The following is a 16,247-nucleotide window of genomic DNA, read 5'->3' as shown; positions in this document are numbered from 1 at the left end:
ACAGTTTGTCTACTTGCTGGCTTTTTTTCTGCCTATTTTTATGTCCGATCGTATAAATGACAGGCGACATCATGCCCTTCTTCTACTGCTTGTAATGTTGGCTTTTTTTCAGCACACACATCCATCGCTGCAGGACACCTTGTTCGAAATACACAGCCGCTTGGCGGGTTCACTGGACTTGGAATTTCTCCCTTTAAAATGAACCTTTTGCGCTTGTCCTCCACGTCAGGATCTGGAATGGGGATCGCTGACAGCAATGCTTGTGTATAGGGGTGCAGCGGTGTTTGATATAACGTATCACTGCTAGTCAATTCGACGAGATGACCTAAATACATGACACCGATTCGGTCGCTAATATATTTGACCATCGACAAGTCATGCGCAATAAAGAGAAATGTCAGCCCTTCCTCCTTTTGCAGTTTCTTCAGCAAATTCACGACCTGCGCTTGAACGGAGACATCTAGTGCAGAAATTGGTTCATCTGCCACAATAAATTTCGGCGTTAAGGCGAGTGCTCTTGCAATACCGATTCTCTGCCTCTGCCCTCCGCTGAATTCATGAGGATAGCGCGTGGCAAAGTCATAGCTAAGTCCAACAGCTTCCAGTAGTTCTTTCACCCGGGCAACCCTTTTCTTTTGACTCCCATAAAGGTTATGAATCTCCATTGGCTCCAGCATAATATCTTTTACAGATAGCCGCGGATTTAAGGAGGAATACGGATCTTGAAACACCATTTGAATTTGCCGATTAAAATCAAAGGATTCTTTTTGTGAAAGGTGATGAAGGCTTTTCCCTTCATACAAAGCTTCTCCATCTGTCGGTTCATAAAGGCGCATAAGCACTTTTCCAAGTGTGGATTTCCCGCAGCCGGACTCGCCAACAAGGCCAAATGTTTCGCCTTGTTTCAGCTGAAAGGAGACACCGTCTAGCGCTTTTAGCGTTCTTCCTTTCGATAGATGAAAATGTTTTTTGAGATTGTTTACTTGTAAAAGTGGTTCAACTGCCATGACCTTTCCTCCTCTCGCTTGGCAAATACCGTCTTGCACCTGCCCATTCTTTTTCATATGACGTGCCAGCAAGGGAAAGAAGTTCAATTTCTCTGCCGGTTTTAGGTGAATGAAGCATCATACCGTCACCTGCGTAGATCCCAACATGGCGGACTGCTCCCTTTCCGTTGTCATTGGCGAAAAACAATAAGTCGCCTTGTTCTAAATGGCTTGATGCGACCGGTGTTCCTTGCACTGCTTGGTCACTTGCATCCCTCGGCAAAAGATATCCGCACGCTTTATACATGCTGTAAGCAAAGCCCGAACAGTCATAGCCAAAGCTGCTCATGCCGCCCCATAAATACGAAAGACCAATAAATTGTTTTCCCTGGTCTACAACATCTTTGCCGGCCATAGAAAAAATGGATGAAACTGGCTGCACATCTGTTTTATTGATTTCTCTCGTCCCTGCTGGTGTGACAACACGAAAGCGATCACTCGTTTCTTCTACAGCTGCGAGCTCTGTTAAAAAACTAATTTCCATGTCCGCTTGCCCGTTTCGATAGAGCATGGCTTTTTTCTGACAAACGATATGAGATATAGTTGGTGCACTTCCTTCTGTCACTTGCTTTAGTTGGTTTGCAGGTATATAGCCAGGATAGCCTTGTGGGTGTTTCCGGCTGGCCTGCTGCGGAATAACGACTTTCATCCAGCCGTCTGTTTCTTCTAAGCCAATGACTCGTTCACCGAGCAGTACTTGCGACTGGATCAGATTTTCTTCACATAAAGCCAGTTTTTCTTCATATGTTTGCTTGTCAATCCACTCTTTGAATTTGAAGGAGCTCTGAAGTACCTTTTGATCGATTTCTCTCGGTGACTGCGGCGCTGTCCATACGTTCGCAACTGCAACCTTTGATTCAAATATCATCATGAGACTCCTTTCACTCCTTGAATGCCTAACCCATGATGCGGCGGGAAAAAGATATCTTTTCCTTTGTACACGATTCCTCCGTCCACCATGTCCTCTTTTAGCATGAGCGGGGCATCAAAATCATAGCGGGTGATATTTGGCTGGCTGGCGGCGAGATGAGCGGCTGCTGTAATGCCAAGTTTTGACTCAATCATGCTGCCAATCATGCACTTTACGCCGTATGCTTCTGCCAGTGCATTGATTTTTAGGGCTTCTTTTATGCCGCCTGATTTCATTAATTTTAAATTGATTAAATCACAGCTTCTCGTTTCAAGCACCTTGATCGCATCATGAAAACTAAAAATACTTTCGTCTGCCATTATCAGTGTATCTGTTGCCTCCGTCACACGGCGTAGGCCTTCGATATCTTCTTTTGGCACTGGTTGCTCGACTAGCTCGATATTCATTGGCTCCATTTTCCGAATGGCTACGACCGCTTCCTTCCACGTCCAGCCCTGGTTCGCATCGAGTCTAATCTGAATATCCGGCCCGATCTTTTCTCGAATTCGCTTGATACGCTGAATATCCGTATCTATATCATCTTTTCCTACCTTGATCTTTAATGTCTGAAAGCCTTCAGCTGCGTATTGCTTCGCATCTTCCGCCATCTCAAGCGGACGGTTTACACTAACCGTATAATCGGTTTCAAGCTGACTGCGATATCCGCCAAGGTATTGATAAAGTGGAAGTCCTGCCTGTTTCGCTAAGCCATCATAAATGGCCATGTCAACCGCTGCCTTTGCGCTTGTGTTGCAAGCGAGCACCCGGTTCATATGAGAAAAAATTTGTTCATATTCTGACAAGGAAGCTCCAAGCAAACTCGGTCTGATCACTTCGCAGATGGCATAGTCGATGCTTTCCAGCGTTTCACCTGTAATCACTGTTGTCGGGACTGCCTCTCCGTAGCTGACGTCACCTTGATCATATGTGATGATAACGATTAGAGATGCTGCGTCATACACCGTTCGTAAAGCGGTTTTGAAAGGTTTTTTTAGCGGTACTCTCATTCTACATGTACGAACATCAACAATTTTCATTTGATCACCTCTTTCGCTGCAACGCCTGGAGAAATGTGCAGTTTTTTTCCTGTCGCATCTAATGCAGCCTGCGTGCCCATTGGAATGGCAAAGTTTGGCGAAGAATGACCGATCCGGAAGCCCCCAAGTGCAGGTTTCTTTTGCGGGACAATATAGGTGTCCCATACTTGATTCAATGTGAGGGACTGATCTTTCTTTTTTGGCTCACATTGATGAAAATCTCCAATGATGAATCCAGCCGCATCATCCAATTTTCCAGCAGATGTGAGGTGCTGCATCATTCGATCGATTTTATAGGGTTCTTCGTCAATATCTTCAATGAACAAAAGCTTTCCCTTCGTATCGATTTCAAAAGGCGTACCAAGTGTTGTCACGATGAGGGCAAGATTTCCTCCTGCAATCTCACCTGAAGCGGTGCCCGGATAGAAAGTATGAAGGGGTGACAAGTGGTGCGCATACGTAAAGGCTTTCGGTGCGAACAGCTGTAAAAAGGTATCTTTCGTATAAGGATGGACCTCCTCAAGTCCCACATCAGAGGAAAGCATTGGCCCATGAAACGTCACAAGACCCGTCTGCTGCTGGATGGCCGTATGTAAAAACGTAATATCACTATAGCCCCAAAAGATTTTTGGATTCCGGCGAATGAGGTCATAGTCAATGACTTCCGCAAGTCTTCCAGTCCCGTATCCTCCGCAAGCACAAATAACCGCCTTCACTTCTGGATCTTGAAACATACGATGAAGATCCTCCACTCTTTCATGATCATGACCTGCTAAATATCCATACCGGCGGCCCAAATACTTCCCTTTTTTCACCTTTAGCCCGAGGCTTTCTAAAAAGGCAATCCCTTTTGCTAATTTCAGCTCATCAGGCGGACTTGCTGGTGCAATAATCCCCACCGTATCCCCTGTTTGAAGTGCCACTGGCAGCTGGCTCATGCCATATCCCCTCTTTCTCTTTGTTTCTTTCAATCTATGGGTTTCTGCTTCATAACATGAACGAATATAAAGGAACAGACGCTTTTATCTAAAAGCGTCTTAGATTGTTGACAAAGGGCTAAAATGATGTTTATTTTAGCCCTTTGTCTTCTTTTCAGCGTGATAGAAAACCTTTGCAGTCTAGGAAGGACGAGCACTGGCGCGGAGCGAATTTGTCATTCGTGAGCACCAGCGCGCAGGACTGACAACGAATGCGAGGGTTTGTCTACACGCTGAGACGCTTTTATCTAAAAGCGTCTTTTGATCCTAATATTACTCTCCATCTACTTGTGCCCATTTCAAATCGATATACCCAACAGGGTGACGGACAATCCCCTTCACGCCTTCTTTTTGTAAATGAACTTGGTTATAAAAATGAATCGGAATGATCGGTGCTTCTTCAATGAGAAGTGCCTCTGCATCATGAAGAATGTTGTTTCTCTTTTGCTCGTCTGCTTCCTGGCTCGCCTTTTTGATCAGCTGATCATAGGTATCGTTTGACCATCCTGTCCGGTTCATGGCATTCCCTGTTTGAAAGCTCTCTAGGAAATTGATCGGATCTGCATAGTCTGCTAAAAATGAACTTTGTGAGAATTGGAATTTGAGCGCCTTTTGATCTTCTGCAAACACATTGGCTTCCATGTTTGCAAGCTTCACATCTACACCTAGCGCTTCTTTCAGCTGCTGCTGGATGGCTTCAGCTTTTTTCTTGTTCTCAGGCTTTGTACTGTATGTCAATGTGACGGCTGGCAGTTTTGAATAGTTCTCTTCTTTCAGCCCTTTTTCTAATAACTTCGCAGCTTCACTCTTATCATTCTTCACAAGATCACCGCCAGCTTTTCTGAAATCCTCACCCTTTGAATCAAGAATGCCTGGCGAGACGAAGGCACGTGCTGGCTTCTCTTCATTTTTCGTTACATAATCCACGATATCTTGCGGGTTGATCGCCATTTGAAAAGCTTTGCGGATGTTCTTATTTTGAAAAGGCTCCATGTTCACATTCAGACGATAAAAGAACAATCCAGCCTGGTCTTCAATTTGTACATCTTTATTTTTCAGCAGATTTTCACTTTGCTCTGCTGGGACAAAGGCAGTATCTAAATCTCCTGATTGATACATTTGATAGTCTGTGTTTCGATCACTGATCATCAGCCACTTCACTTGATCCAGCTTGACTGTTTTTTTGTCCCAATACGTCTCACTTTTTTCCATTGTGAAGCTCTCATCATGCTTCCACTCTGTCAGCTTGAACGGTCCATTTCCGACAAAGGTTTTGGCGTCTTTTGCCCAGTTTGGGTCCTTCTTAGCTACCTGTTCATTGACAGGAAAAAAAGCAGGGTTTGCGGTCATATTTAAGAACGATTTCTGCGGATATGCCAGTGTGACCTTAAGCGTTTTGTCATTTACAGCGCTGACTTTCACGTCTTCTTTGTTTCCTTTTCCGCTGTTAAATGCCTCTCCGCCTTCAATCATGTAGGCTAGGAACGATGCAGATGAGCCTGTTTTCGGATCAAGCAGCCGCTTCCACGCATATTCAAAGTCACTCGCTTTCACTGGATCACCATTTGACCACTTGATGCCATCTCTTAAATGGAACGTGTACGTTTTTCCATCCTCTGATATCTCCCATTTTTCCGCCATTGCAGGAGATGGTTCGTGCTTTTCATTCAGTCTCGTTAATCCCTCCATTAAGTTATTGAGTCCTTGCCACGATACATTATTAAAACCAATCGGCGGATCAAACGACGTCGGTTCATTTTCGTTATTTAAAGTTAATACTTTCTTTTCACCCTGATTGCTTGATGATCCTTTCCCTGCTTGCTCATTGGCTGTACATCCTGCGAGCAGCATGATCGTGAACAAACATATACTGATGATCCATCCCTTTTTTCTCATCAAAAACTCCCCCTTTGTGTTGAAGATAAAACGGTTTGATTCGCTCGCTCATCTTGGAGCCAGCAATGCACTGTGTGGGTAGGTGACCGCTGCGTTTCGTGCGGCATGATATGATCACACACCTTCATGGCGGACGGGCAGCGATCTGTATACGGACAGCCCTTTGGCGGAGCAAATAAATCAGGCGGGCTTCCTTCAATTGGAATGAGTTCATCTTTCATATCAAGTCTTGGAACGGATTGCAGAAGTCCTTTTGTATAGGGATGCTGCGGACTGTAAAAAATATCTCGCCTCGTTCCGACCTCCACCATTTTCCCTCCGTACATGACGGCTACCCGGTCTGCGACTTGGGCGACGACCCCTAAATCATGTGTGATTAAAATAATGGTGACCCCTGTTTTTCTCTGAATCTCTTTAAACAGCTCTAATATTTGTGCCTGTATGGTCACATCCAGTGCGGTCGTCGGTTCATCAGCAATCAGCACTTTGGGCTCGCAAATTAGTGCCATGGCAATCATGAGCCGCTGCCTCATTCCCCCGCTGAACTGGTGAGGGTATTGCTTTAACCTTTCCTTCGGCTGCGGAATGCCGACCAAATCAAGCATCCGAATGGCGGCTTCTGTCACTTCTTTTTTCGTCAGCTTTTGATGCTCCTTTGCCGCCTCCATGAGCTGATCGCCGATTGTCAAGGTTGGGTTCAGTGCGGTCATTGGATCTTGGAAGATCATCGAAATATCGACACCTCGTATGGCGCGCATTTCTTTTTCAGATAATGACAGCAAATTTCGGTCTTCAAACCAGATTTCTCCCTGATCAACATGAGCGCTGTAAGCTGGCAGCAGCCTCATAATGCTTTGTGAAGTCACACTTTTCCCGCAGCCTGACTCTCCTACAATGGCAAGGGTTTCTTTTTCATATACATCCACATTCACCCCGCGTACCGCTCGAACTGAGCCGCCATATGTCCGAAAACTGACGTGCAGATCGATGATTTGTAGAACTTTTCTCAAAGCGCCATCACCTCTTCATCTTCGGATCAAGCGCATCTTGCAAGCCATCACCTAAATTGTTAAAGCAAAACATCGTGAGCGAAATAAAAAACGCAGGAAAAAATAAACGCCACCAATGCCCGTTATCTGACAGCACTGTCGGCAGCGCATCATTTGCCATCACGCCCCAGCTTGCAAACGGTGCTTGAATGCCTAAACCAAGAAAGCTTAGGAACGCTTCTGCAAATATCGCGGTTGGTACAGTTAAGGTCATCTGAACGATAATCGGCCCCATCGTATTCGGCAGCAGGTTGCGGCGAATGATACGAAGGCTCTTTGCACCAAAGGTTTTTGAGGCAAGGACATATTCCTGGCTTTTCAGCTGAAGAACTTGACCTCTCACGATTCTTGCCATTCCAATCCATCCGGTGACAGTGAGCGCTACAATAATGGTGACGAGCCCTGGCCCCATCAGAACCATCAATAAAATGACAACAAGTAAATAAGGAAGACCGTAGAGCACCTCGACGATTCGCATCATGACATGGTCATATCTCCCGCCCTTATAACCGGCAATGCCTCCATAGATCACGCCGATGGCAAAATCAATCAGGGCTGCCATGACGCCTACAAATAAAGAAATACGCGCCCCGTACCATGTACGCGTGAACACATCTCGTCCAAGCTCATCCGTTCCGAACCAGTGAGCAGCGGATGGCGGCAGATTTTGCATCGAAAGACGCTGCTCTGTCACGCTATTAGGTGCAAGCAATGGGCCTAATAGTGCCATGATAAAAAGAAAAATCAATACCGATAGACTAAACATCGCAAGCTTATTTTGCTTCAGTCGCCTCCATGTGTCTGCCCAATACGAAAGAGAGGGTCTTTTAATGGCATGGGCCTCCGTTTTCTTTTGCTCTCTCGGAGAAAACCATTCGTCCGGCACTTCATGATGCGGATTCGGTTGATCCTGCTGCAAATGTATACTCATGCCTTTCCTCCTTTCTGATGCAGCTGAATCCTTGGATCAAGCAGGCGATACGCCACATCGACAATGAAAAGAAGTGTGATTAAAATGATGCTGTAAAAAACAGTGGTTCCCATGATGACAGGATAATCACGGTTGTTAATACTCTCGACAAAGTATTTTCCCATGCCAGGAATCGCAAATATTTTTTCAATGACAAAACTTCCTGTTAAAATGCTTGCGACAAGTGTGCCAAGAATAGTCACAACAGGCAAAAGCGCATTTCGAAGTGCATGTTTAAACACAATTTTAAAGGGAGAAAGTCCTTTTGCTTTAGCAGTGCGAATATAGTCCTGAGACAGCACTTCAATCATGCTCGATCTTGTTAACCGGGCAATAATGGCCATCGGACTAACGGCAAGAGCAATGGTTGGCAGCACCATATGCATCGGACTTGTCCACATCGCTGTAGGAAAGAGCTTCAAATTCACAGCAAGCTGCTGAATTAATAAGGTAGCAAAGATAAAGTTTGGAATGGATATACCGAAAACAGCAATGGTCATGGCGATATAATCAATCAATCCATTGTACCGGAGGGCAGCCATGACCCCTAGCAGGATGCCGGAGATGACAGCAATCAATATTGAGATAAGACCAAGTTCTAATGAGACTGGGAAGCCTCTCGCCAATAGATCATTGACACTTTCAGAAGGCTTTTTAATGGAAGGACCAAAATCAAAGGTAACGATGGATTTTAAATATATGACATATTGAACATACAGTGGTTCGTCTAAGTGATAGTAGCTTTCGAGGTTTCGCTGGACGGTTTCGTTTGTATTTCGTTCTTCATTGAAGGGCGATCCTGGGATGACCTTCATTAAAATAAACGTTAACGTCGTAATCGTTAAAATCGTGGCAATCATCGCAATAAAACGCTTGAGCAAAAAGCTGGTCATCTGCCGTCTCCCCCTCGCTTAACAAAATGTTGTACGTGCGGCAAGCTCTGTCATGACAAGCATCGCTTGGTAGGCTTCTAATATATTCTCTGCTTGATACGTCACCGTTGTTGTCCCTTCAATAATGGCAGTACCAGGCATTAAATTCGCCCATTCAGCTTGTCCATAATTGGCAAACTCAATCTTCAGCAGCGGCTGATCAGGAGGCGTCAGCGGCTTGATGTGATGAATCTGTTTCATTGCGGCTTCCACTTGCTGTGAGATTTGTTGGTTGACTTTGGCAGGAGTGAGACATTTCACAGCAGATCTTGATATGGTCTCTTTCACTGCCACTGTTTTCACACCAGGCATCAGCTTCTCTGCTTCAAGAGCTGCTTGATCGTCTCCGCAAACAAGAATCACCGGCACACCATAGTAGCCTGCAACATACGCATTAAAGCCCATTTCACCAATTGGATGATCATTTATGTAAAAATGTCTAACACCAAAAATCATACTGTGGGACATCACACCTTTCATAGACGCCCTCGCATGATAGCCTAAAAAAACAGCAGCATCATAGGTTTGATCTAACCCTTGAACCATTGAATAAGGCTTGACGTCACCAGATATAAGAGATGCTTCTTCATGCAATTCTTCAATCAACAAATTATTCATTTTAGAATGACTGTCATTGACCAAAATATTGGTTGCGCCATGCTGAAGAAGTGCCTCCACACAGGCATTCACTTCACTCGTCATGATCTTTCTGCCCCGTTCATAATTGTGCTGACGGGCATCGACAAATGTATGATCAGCTAGACCAGTAATCCCCTCCATATCGACAGATACATAGAGCTTCATTCCCATCCCCCTTAAATTAAACTTAAAATTTGTGTATATTTTTCTAAATTTTCTAAAAAATTATATGATTACTTGATCGATTTTTCAATACAATGTCTGAAAATAAGGAAATTAGACTCAGATATTATAGATCAAAAGACTGTACGACAAAGGATTTTTTTAACAAATAAAACACCACTAACTATGTCTTTAGTGGTGTTTGTCTGCTTCGTTAATCTGTGATTTCAGCTGTTCATATTTCTTCATCGTTTGTGTAAATAGATCATCAAACATCTGAGGTGCCTGCTTTTGAATAACCTCGGCGCCTTCTCCTGTAATGCCCCCTTTTGTCGCCACTCTATCGACGGTTTCAGCAAAGGTGAGGCCCCGTTCTACAAGGACTTGACCTGTGCCTAAAAGGGCATACGTTAAAAATTCATACGCTTCCTCTAAGGAAAGCTCACTATTTCTCACAGCAGCTCTCGCCATTTCTTCAAAAAGAGCAGCGATAAAACCAGGAGATGAGCTCGTCAAGTTACTCGCCGCATCGAACTTGTCTTCTTCAACTTCACGTACGATGCTAAAAGCTGAAAGCAGGCGGTGCAAACGCGCCTTTTCTTCCTCTCCAGCAGTTTCACCATGCGCAACGAGGGAAACGCCCGTTCCAACAGCTGACGTGAGCGTTGGGATGTATCTGGATATTGGTTGAGTCGTATGCTTTGATAACTTGTCTAACGTCACAGCCGCGGCTACTGACACAATATGCACCGATTTGGCTGCTGAAGACAGTTGATCGAGTACATCAAGTACAGCAAGCGGCGGCACGCAGATAAAAAGTACATCACATGACGCAGAAAGTTCCTCTAATGAGCAGATGTTTATTTCTTGATGCTTGTCTTTAAGTTGAAGCAGGCGGTCCGTTTCACTTCTTGTATGGATCATGATTTGATGGGCATCGAGCACTTCTTTTTCCAGCCATTTTTGCACCATCATATCAGCCATGCTTCCATATCCAATGATTCCAATTGTCTTCACAGTTTAATCTCCTCTATTTTGCTTAGATTCACTACTTATTTTAACAATTTCCCACAATGTTTTCATTTTTATCCCACACTTTTTTCTTACGATCAAGTCAGTATCCACAACAAAAGGTAAAACCCCTTAAACCCATACATGAAAAAATGATGAAAGAGAGTGATTTGAATGACACATCACAAAAATGAACAACAACCTTCTCAAGAACTTCAAACAACGGAGCAGCTGCAAAAACGAAAGAAGAAGCCAAACGGCTGGTTTAAGCCATTTGTCAGCGGTGTTGTAGGCGGTACGCTGGCGTTAGGTGTGTACGTCCTTTCGCCATATGCCCAGCACGCATCAGACAACACAGCACATAATTCAGCAGTGGTATCGACAAATGATACAAGTGCCAATTCGTCAAAAACAACCGCCGTCCAAACATCACATTCATCGAGCAGCATCTCCAGCATGGTGGAAAATGTATCACCAGCCATTGTCGGCATTACAAACTACCAAGCGCAAAGTCAAACAGGCACGAGCTTCGGCGATTTCAATACGCCTTTTGATGAATCACAGCAAAATAAAAGCAGTCAAGAGGAAAAAACAGGTACAGGCTCAGGAGTGATTTTCAAAAAATCCGGCAGTAAAGCCTATGTCTTAACAAATAACCACGTCATTGAAGGGGCAAATAAACTCACAGTATCCTTACACGATGGCAAAACCGCCAAAGGTAAACTGGTTGGAGCTGACCCGCTGACTGACCTAGCTGTTGTAGAAATTAGCAGCAGTCACGTAACGAAGGTTGCGGCATTAGGCGATTCCTCCTCGCTGCGTGCTGGGGAAACCGTCATCGCGATCGGAAACCCGCTTGGTGAAGATCTATCAAGAACCGTGACACAAGGAATTGTCAGCGGTGTCGACCGAACAGTCTCGATGAACACATCCTCAGGTGAAAGCAACATTAATGTCATTCAAACAGATGCAGCTATTAATCCAGGAAACAGCGGCGGCCCGCTTCTTACGACAGATGGAAAGGTTGTGGGGATCACGAGTATGAAAATTTCTGAAACAGGTGTTGAAGGCATTGGATTCGCGCTTCCAATCAATGATGTCAAACCAATCGCCGATCAGCTTCTCGCAAAAGGAAAGATTGAGCGTCCATATATCGGCATCAGCATGCTGGATCTCGAACAAGTCCCGGATGTGTATCAGAAAGAAACACTCGGTCTCAAAAATAGTCAGCTTGATCAAGGCGTATACGTCAAAGAAATCGCCGCAGGCTCACCTGCCGCCAAAGCCGGCTTAAAGTCTGAGGATGTCATTACCGCCATCAATGGGAAACAAATCAAAACCGGAAGTGAATTACGTCATGAACTATACACGAATACGAAAGTTGGAGACACCGTAAACATCACACTCATTCGAAACGGAAAAGAAGAAACGAAGAAGGTGACATTAACACAAACTGAATCTAAGCAGGTAAGTTCCTAATGCAAAAGAAAAAGGGCTAAAATCAAGATGATTTTAGCCCTTTTTCTTTTCAGCGTGATAGAAAACCTTTGCAGATCTGACAAAGAATGCGGGGGGTTTGTCTATACGCTGAGCAGCTCATCATGAGCTGCTTTTTTATGATGACTGAATTGGCGTTAATCTTTGTTCTATTTCTGCTCGTTTGTGCTCTAGAAATGGCGGAAGGGCTAATTGATCGCCAAGCTCATCTACTCCTTCGTCGACTGTAAATCCAGGGCCGTCTGTTGAAATTTCAAATAAGATACCATTCGGTTCTCTAAAGTAAAGGGCTTTAAAGTAGAAACGTTCCACAACACCAGAGTTCGTGAAGCCTGCTTTTGATATTTTGTCATACCATTTTTCCAGTTCCTCTGCATCTTCCACGCGAAAGGCTACGTGATGCACACTTCCTCTGCCGGAACGCTCAGAAGGCCCTTCAGTTTTTTCGATCACATGAATTTCTGTTCCAGCACCGCCATTTCCTGACTCAAAAATGGTCACGATCTCACCATCATTTGATTGTTCACGCGCTCTTTCGGTGAAGCCAAGGATGTCTGTTAAAACACGGATCGTTTTGTCCGCTTCTGCAACAGTTAATTCCACTGGACCCAAACCTCTAATGGCAAACTCTGCCGGAATATCATCATGCACTGGCGGTGAGCCTGCTTCTTGTGCGTTCGGTTCTACTGTTAAAAATAGCTGCTGCCCTTCTGGATCTTGAAAGCGCAAGGCAGGTCTGCCCCCTCTCAAGGAAGCCGTTTCTTGCTGTACGTCTGTCTCTTCAAAACGCTTTTCCCAAAATGAAAGTGCTTCTTCAGAAGAAACGAGAAGGCCTGTGCTTGTGATCGCGTTTGTTCCTTTCAAACGACGAGCGAGCATTGGAATTTCAAAGAATGTGAGCTCCGTTCCCGGTGAAGCGACCTCATCTCCATAAAATAAATGATACATAGATGGGTCATCCTGATTGACCGTTTTCTTTACAAGTTTTAAGCCAAGAATCTGGCGGTAGAAATCAACATTTTTTTGAGCATTGGCTGTTAATGCAGATACGTGGTGAATTCCATTAATTTTCATTATGTTCACTCCTATTTCTAAATATCTCGAATTCAAGATAATATCCTTATGAATAAAATAGGTCATTTTTCAAGAAAAGTCAACCATTTGGCTAGATGTTCGGTTTCTAACGATAAAATTAACATTAAATCAAAAATAATCTTTTATTGTTCGTTTTTAACGAAACATTCACCCTGATATCTCCAATAAACGAACACTTTTAAATACAAATACGAAAATCAGAAAATTTTTTTAATTCTTGTTTTCCTAAAATCGTATTACAATGAACGAAATACATGTCACAGTAACGTACGAAAGTGATGCAGGAGGTCGCGAGTAATGAACAAAGAACAACCAGCGTTAAAACAGGACATCGGCTTATTTTTCGCCCTATCTCTTGTCATCGGGACGATTATCGGGTCCGGCGTCTTTATGAAGCCAGGCAACGTCCTTTCCTATTCAGGAAGCTCAGATATCGCATTATTCGCTTGGCTGCTGGGCGGCATTTTAACCCTTGCAGGCGGACTCACTGTTGCTGAAATTGGTACACAAATCCCTCGGACTGGCGGATTGTATGCCTACCTTGAAGAAGTGTATGGTGAGTTTTGGGGCTATTTATGCGGCTGGGTGCAGATTATCATTTACGGACCTGCCATCATCGGTGCGCTCGGTCTTTATTTTGGTTCATTGTTAGCCAATTTATTTTCTCTTTCTTCTTTATGGTCGACAACAATCGGCATTATCACTGTTTTATTTTTATGTTTAATTAACATCATGGGAACAAAATACGGCGGTTTTGTTCAAGGGCTGACCACCATCGGAAAGCTTGTCCCGATTGCCGCTATTATTGTGTTTGGCTTATGGAAAGGAAACGAAAATATTTTTATGGCTGTCAACGATAGCATCGCTCAAATGAACTTCGGTGCAGCGATCTTGGCTACGTTGTTTGCCTATGACGGCTGGATATTGCTTGCAGCACTTGGCGGTGAGATGAAAAACCCAGAGAAGCTGCTTCCTCGTGCAATGGCAGGCGGGATTTTAATCGTCACGGCTTGCTATCTCTTTATTAATGTCGCTCTTTTGCACGTGTTACCAGCAGATCAAATCGTACAGCTTGGAGAAAATGCGACAAGTACTGCTGCGACAATGCTCTTTGGACCAATCGGCGGTAAGGTCATTAGTATCGGCATCATCATTAGTATCTTTGGCTGTTTGAACGGAAAGGTTCTTTCATTCCCACGTGTGATTTTCGCGATGGCAGAGCGAAAGCAAATTCCTTTCGCAAACGCGATCTCACGTATTCACCCTACATTTAAAACACCGTGGATTGCTGTATTTGTACAAATTTTGATCGCCATTGTGTTTATGGTCGTCAGCAATCCAGAAAAGCTGTCAGAGGTTTCGATCTTCATGATCTACATCTTTTATGTCATGGCCTTTTTCGCAGTCTTTAAACTGAGAAAACAAAACAAAGGAATCGAACGTGCTTATAGCGTACCACTTTATCCACTCACACCAATCGTTGCGATTATCGGTTCTTTATTCGTCTTAATCAGCACCATGATCACCGACTGGAAAAGCTGTCTCATCTCTATGCTGATCGGGATTGCTGGACTGCCTATTTATTATTATATGAAAAAAACACACAAAAAAGCAGAGCGCTAATCAGCTCTGCTTTTTTTTATATTGCTTAATCACTTTGTATGATTCGTTTAAATATCTCATGAGCCGGTATGGCTTACTAAGCACGCGGATTGGGAGTCTTGAGATAAATCCATTCAAATTCGCCTTATATTCCTGCGTCATCCGCTTTGGCTTTGTCGCAATTTTTTCGTATACTTCTTTGTAAAATTCCTTCATGATGTCGACTTTCACACTGATCTTCTGATGACACTCTGTACACTCAACGCTTTTCATCTGATCATTCACATAAACGATGCTGTGGAGGGTCTCTTCTTGGCACCGAGTACAATGTAGGTTCGCTTCCATTTCGGTTTTCTTCAAGATACACAGCTCCTTTCTCGTTTGATGTTGCTCTTTTTATACAATTCGATGGCTACTCGCCGTTTATTGGACGGAAGCTTCCTTTAAAATGGCTGCGGCCGTTAGTTCGTCTGTCACCAGTACTTGAATAAAGCCGCCATTTAAAGCCCCTAAAATACTTTCAGCCTTATGGGTTCCTTCTACAACAGCGATGACCGTTTTGACGCTCTTTAACTGCTCCAGTGATAAACCAATGACCTTTTGGTTCAGTTCATCTTGGACAGGTTTGCCTTGACCGTCAAAGAAACGAAAGCCAATATCACCAACAGCCCCTGATTGCCTTAAACCAGATAAATCTTCTTCTTTTAAGTAACCAACTGTTTTTAACGTTGAACCTTTATGCGGGTTGCCAATACCGATGAGGGCAATATCTACATTTTTACCTTCTTCAAGCACAGCTTCTATATCCTGCATTGCCATGAGCCGCTCTTTTAATTCTTCTGTTTCTAAAATCGCCGGGGCATATAAATAGGAACACGTGCCATTCATTTTCTTTGCCAGCTCATATGCCAGCTGATTGGCATGAATGTCGACTGCCTGCCTGCCCATTCCGCCCTCTAATGGAATGACCTTCACATCATTTCTTCGCTCGAACGGGTATTCCTTTACAAGCTCAGACAGTGTAGTTCCCCATGAAATGCCGATTTTCTCCGCGTCTTTCATGTTTTTAGATAAATAATAGGCGCCTGCTTGACCGACTGCCCGCTTCACCATCTCAGACATTGTCCCGACGCTTGGGACAACGACAGCATCTGTTAATTGAAAAGTTGTTTCTAGCTGTTTTTCCAGTTCCACCGTATGAATACTTTCATCTTTAATGTACACCTCAACGATTCCCACATCTTTTGCTTTTTGTAAGAGCTTTGAAATGACTGGTCTTGAGACATTGAGCTTTTTTGCGATTTCCTGCTGCGTCCACCCGTCTGTATAATAAAGATGAGCAACTTTGACGAGCTGTCGTCTTTCTTCCCAATTCAGCATGTGACATCATCCTTTTAATATACTATGATTCCCAGTATACCAAA

Annotated in this window: 15 protein-coding genes; 2 read left to right on the top strand and 13 right to left on the bottom strand. The window is 44.0% G+C overall.

The window, feature by feature from the left end:
* Positions 1-38: 38 nt before the first annotated feature.
* From MKZ05_RS06340 to proG, 10 genes are all read right to left on the bottom strand, one after another.
* A complete protein-coding gene (locus MKZ05_RS06340; RefSeq protein ID WP_339161890.1) occupies positions 39-1,007 on the bottom strand; it encodes an oligopeptide/dipeptide ABC transporter ATP-binding protein in 969 nt (322 codons plus the stop codon).
* Entirely contained in the window at positions 997-1,914 is a 918-nt protein-coding gene (locus MKZ05_RS06335; protein ID WP_339161888.1) for an NlpC/P60 family protein, read from the bottom strand. Before MKZ05_RS06335 ends, MKZ05_RS06340 begins: the two co-directional genes overlap by 11 nt.
* Complete coding sequence (locus MKZ05_RS06330; RefSeq protein ID WP_339161885.1) at positions 1,914-2,993, bottom strand: dipeptide epimerase; 1,080 nt, start codon at positions 2,991-2,993, stop codon at positions 1,914-1,916. The genes MKZ05_RS06335 and MKZ05_RS06330 overlap by 1 nt, the downstream gene beginning before the upstream one ends.
* Positions 2,990-3,931 (bottom strand): LD-carboxypeptidase, encoded by a 942-nt coding sequence (locus MKZ05_RS06325; protein ID WP_339161882.1) that lies wholly within the window; start codon positions 3,929-3,931, stop codon positions 2,990-2,992. Before MKZ05_RS06325 ends, MKZ05_RS06330 begins: the two co-directional genes overlap by 4 nt.
* A gap of 312 nt (positions 3,932-4,243) precedes the next feature.
* The gene (locus MKZ05_RS06320; RefSeq protein WP_137054735.1) at positions 4,244-5,866 is read right to left on the bottom strand and encodes a peptide ABC transporter substrate-binding protein; all 1,623 of its coding nucleotides are present in this window, start codon (positions 5,864-5,866) and stop codon (positions 4,244-4,246) included.
* Entirely contained in the window at positions 5,866-6,876 is a 1,011-nt protein-coding gene (locus MKZ05_RS06315) for an ABC transporter ATP-binding protein (protein WP_339161878.1), read from the bottom strand. Before MKZ05_RS06315 ends, MKZ05_RS06320 begins: the two co-directional genes overlap by 1 nt.
* 7 nt (positions 6,877-6,883) lie before the next feature.
* The gene (locus MKZ05_RS06310) at positions 6,884-7,846 is read right to left on the bottom strand and encodes an ABC transporter permease (protein WP_044138912.1); all 963 of its coding nucleotides are present in this window, start codon (positions 7,844-7,846) and stop codon (positions 6,884-6,886) included.
* A complete protein-coding gene (locus tag MKZ05_RS06305; RefSeq protein ID WP_339161876.1) occupies positions 7,843-8,778 on the bottom strand; it encodes an ABC transporter permease in 936 nt (311 codons plus the stop codon). The genes MKZ05_RS06310 and MKZ05_RS06305 overlap by 4 nt, the downstream gene beginning before the upstream one ends.
* A gap of 18 nt (positions 8,779-8,796) precedes the next feature.
* Positions 8,797-9,621, bottom strand: coding sequence for a M55 family metallopeptidase (locus MKZ05_RS06300; RefSeq protein ID WP_050945205.1), 825 nt, complete (start codon positions 9,619-9,621; stop codon positions 8,797-8,799).
* Positions 9,622-9,810: 189 nt separating this feature from the next.
* A complete protein-coding gene (gene proG / locus MKZ05_RS06295) occupies positions 9,811-10,635 on the bottom strand; it encodes a pyrroline-5-carboxylate reductase ProG (protein ID WP_106032382.1) in 825 nt (274 codons plus the stop codon).
* A 168-nt stretch (positions 10,636-10,803) separates the two neighbouring features.
* Between proG and MKZ05_RS06290 the strand changes: the two genes are divergently transcribed.
* Entirely contained in the window at positions 10,804-12,108 is a 1,305-nt protein-coding gene (locus MKZ05_RS06290) for a trypsin-like peptidase domain-containing protein (protein ID WP_339161872.1), read from the top strand.
* Between the two features lie 135 nt (positions 12,109-12,243).
* Here MKZ05_RS06290 and MKZ05_RS06285 read toward each other — a convergent pair whose 3' ends face one another.
* Positions 12,244-13,200, bottom strand: coding sequence for a ring-cleaving dioxygenase (locus tag MKZ05_RS06285; protein ID WP_003212217.1), 957 nt, complete (start codon positions 13,198-13,200; stop codon positions 12,244-12,246).
* 318 nt (positions 13,201-13,518) lie between these two features.
* Between MKZ05_RS06285 and MKZ05_RS06280 the strand changes: the two genes are divergently transcribed.
* Positions 13,519-14,844 (top strand): amino acid permease, encoded by a 1,326-nt coding sequence (locus MKZ05_RS06280; protein WP_226805075.1) that lies wholly within the window; start codon positions 13,519-13,521, stop codon positions 14,842-14,844.
* Here the strand turns inward: MKZ05_RS06280 and MKZ05_RS06275 are convergent, their stop codons facing one another.
* Both MKZ05_RS06275 and MKZ05_RS06270 read right to left on the bottom strand, forming a co-directional pair.
* Positions 14,845-15,183, bottom strand: a complete 339-nt coding sequence (locus tag MKZ05_RS06275; protein WP_034619978.1) for a bh protein — start codon at positions 15,181-15,183, stop codon at positions 14,845-14,847. It lies immediately after the preceding gene.
* 63 nt (positions 15,184-15,246) lie between these two features.
* The gene (locus MKZ05_RS06270; RefSeq protein ID WP_050945210.1) at positions 15,247-16,203 is read right to left on the bottom strand and encodes a sugar-binding transcriptional regulator; all 957 of its coding nucleotides are present in this window, start codon (positions 16,201-16,203) and stop codon (positions 15,247-15,249) included.
* Positions 16,204-16,247: the final 44 nt, after the last annotated feature.

The organism is Bacillus sp. FSL M8-0277 (assembly GCF_037975305.1).
Taxonomy (GTDB): Bacteria; Bacillota; Bacilli; order Bacillales; family Bacillaceae; genus Bacillus; species Bacillus pumilus.
Note: the sequence above shows the minus strand (reverse complement) of the source record. Positions and strands in the feature narration are given on the sequence as shown.

What these genes read in the sequence shown, in the direction of transcription:
- MKZ05_RS06340 (WP_339161890.1), bottom strand. Translation starts at nt 1,007, where the DNA reads ATGGCAGTTGAACCACTTTTACAAGTAAACAATCTCAAAAAACATTTT.
- MKZ05_RS06335 (WP_339161888.1), bottom strand. Translation starts at nt 1,914, where the DNA reads ATGATATTTGAATCAAAGGTTGCAGTTGCGAACGTATGGACAGCGCCG.
- MKZ05_RS06330 (WP_339161885.1), bottom strand. Translation starts at nt 2,993, where the DNA reads ATGAAAATTGTTGATGTTCGTACATGTAGAATGAGAGTACCGCTAAAA.
- MKZ05_RS06325 (WP_339161882.1), bottom strand. Translation starts at nt 3,931, where the DNA reads ATGAGCCAGCTGCCAGTGGCACTTCAAACAGGGGATACGGTGGGGATT.
- MKZ05_RS06320 (WP_137054735.1), bottom strand. Translation starts at nt 5,866, where the DNA reads ATGAGAAAAAAGGGATGGATCATCAGTATATGTTTGTTCACGATCATG.
- MKZ05_RS06310 (WP_044138912.1), bottom strand. Translation starts at nt 7,846, where the DNA reads ATGAGTATACATTTGCAGCAGGATCAACCGAATCCGCATCATGAAGTG.
- MKZ05_RS06305 (WP_339161876.1), bottom strand. Translation starts at nt 8,778, where the DNA reads ATGACCAGCTTTTTGCTCAAGCGTTTTATTGCGATGATTGCCACGATT.
- MKZ05_RS06300 (WP_050945205.1), bottom strand. Translation starts at nt 9,621, where the DNA reads ATGAAGCTCTATGTATCTGTCGATATGGAGGGGATTACTGGTCTAGCT.
- MKZ05_RS06290 (WP_339161872.1), top strand. Translation starts at nt 10,804, where the DNA reads ATGACACATCACAAAAATGAACAACAACCTTCTCAAGAACTTCAAACA.
- MKZ05_RS06285 (WP_003212217.1), bottom strand. Translation starts at nt 13,200, where the DNA reads ATGAAAATTAATGGAATTCACCACGTATCTGCATTAACAGCCAATGCT.
- MKZ05_RS06280 (WP_226805075.1), top strand. Translation starts at nt 13,519, where the DNA reads ATGAACAAAGAACAACCAGCGTTAAAACAGGACATCGGCTTATTTTTC.
- MKZ05_RS06270 (WP_050945210.1), bottom strand. Translation starts at nt 16,203, where the DNA reads ATGCTGAATTGGGAAGAAAGACGACAGCTCGTCAAAGTTGCTCATCTT.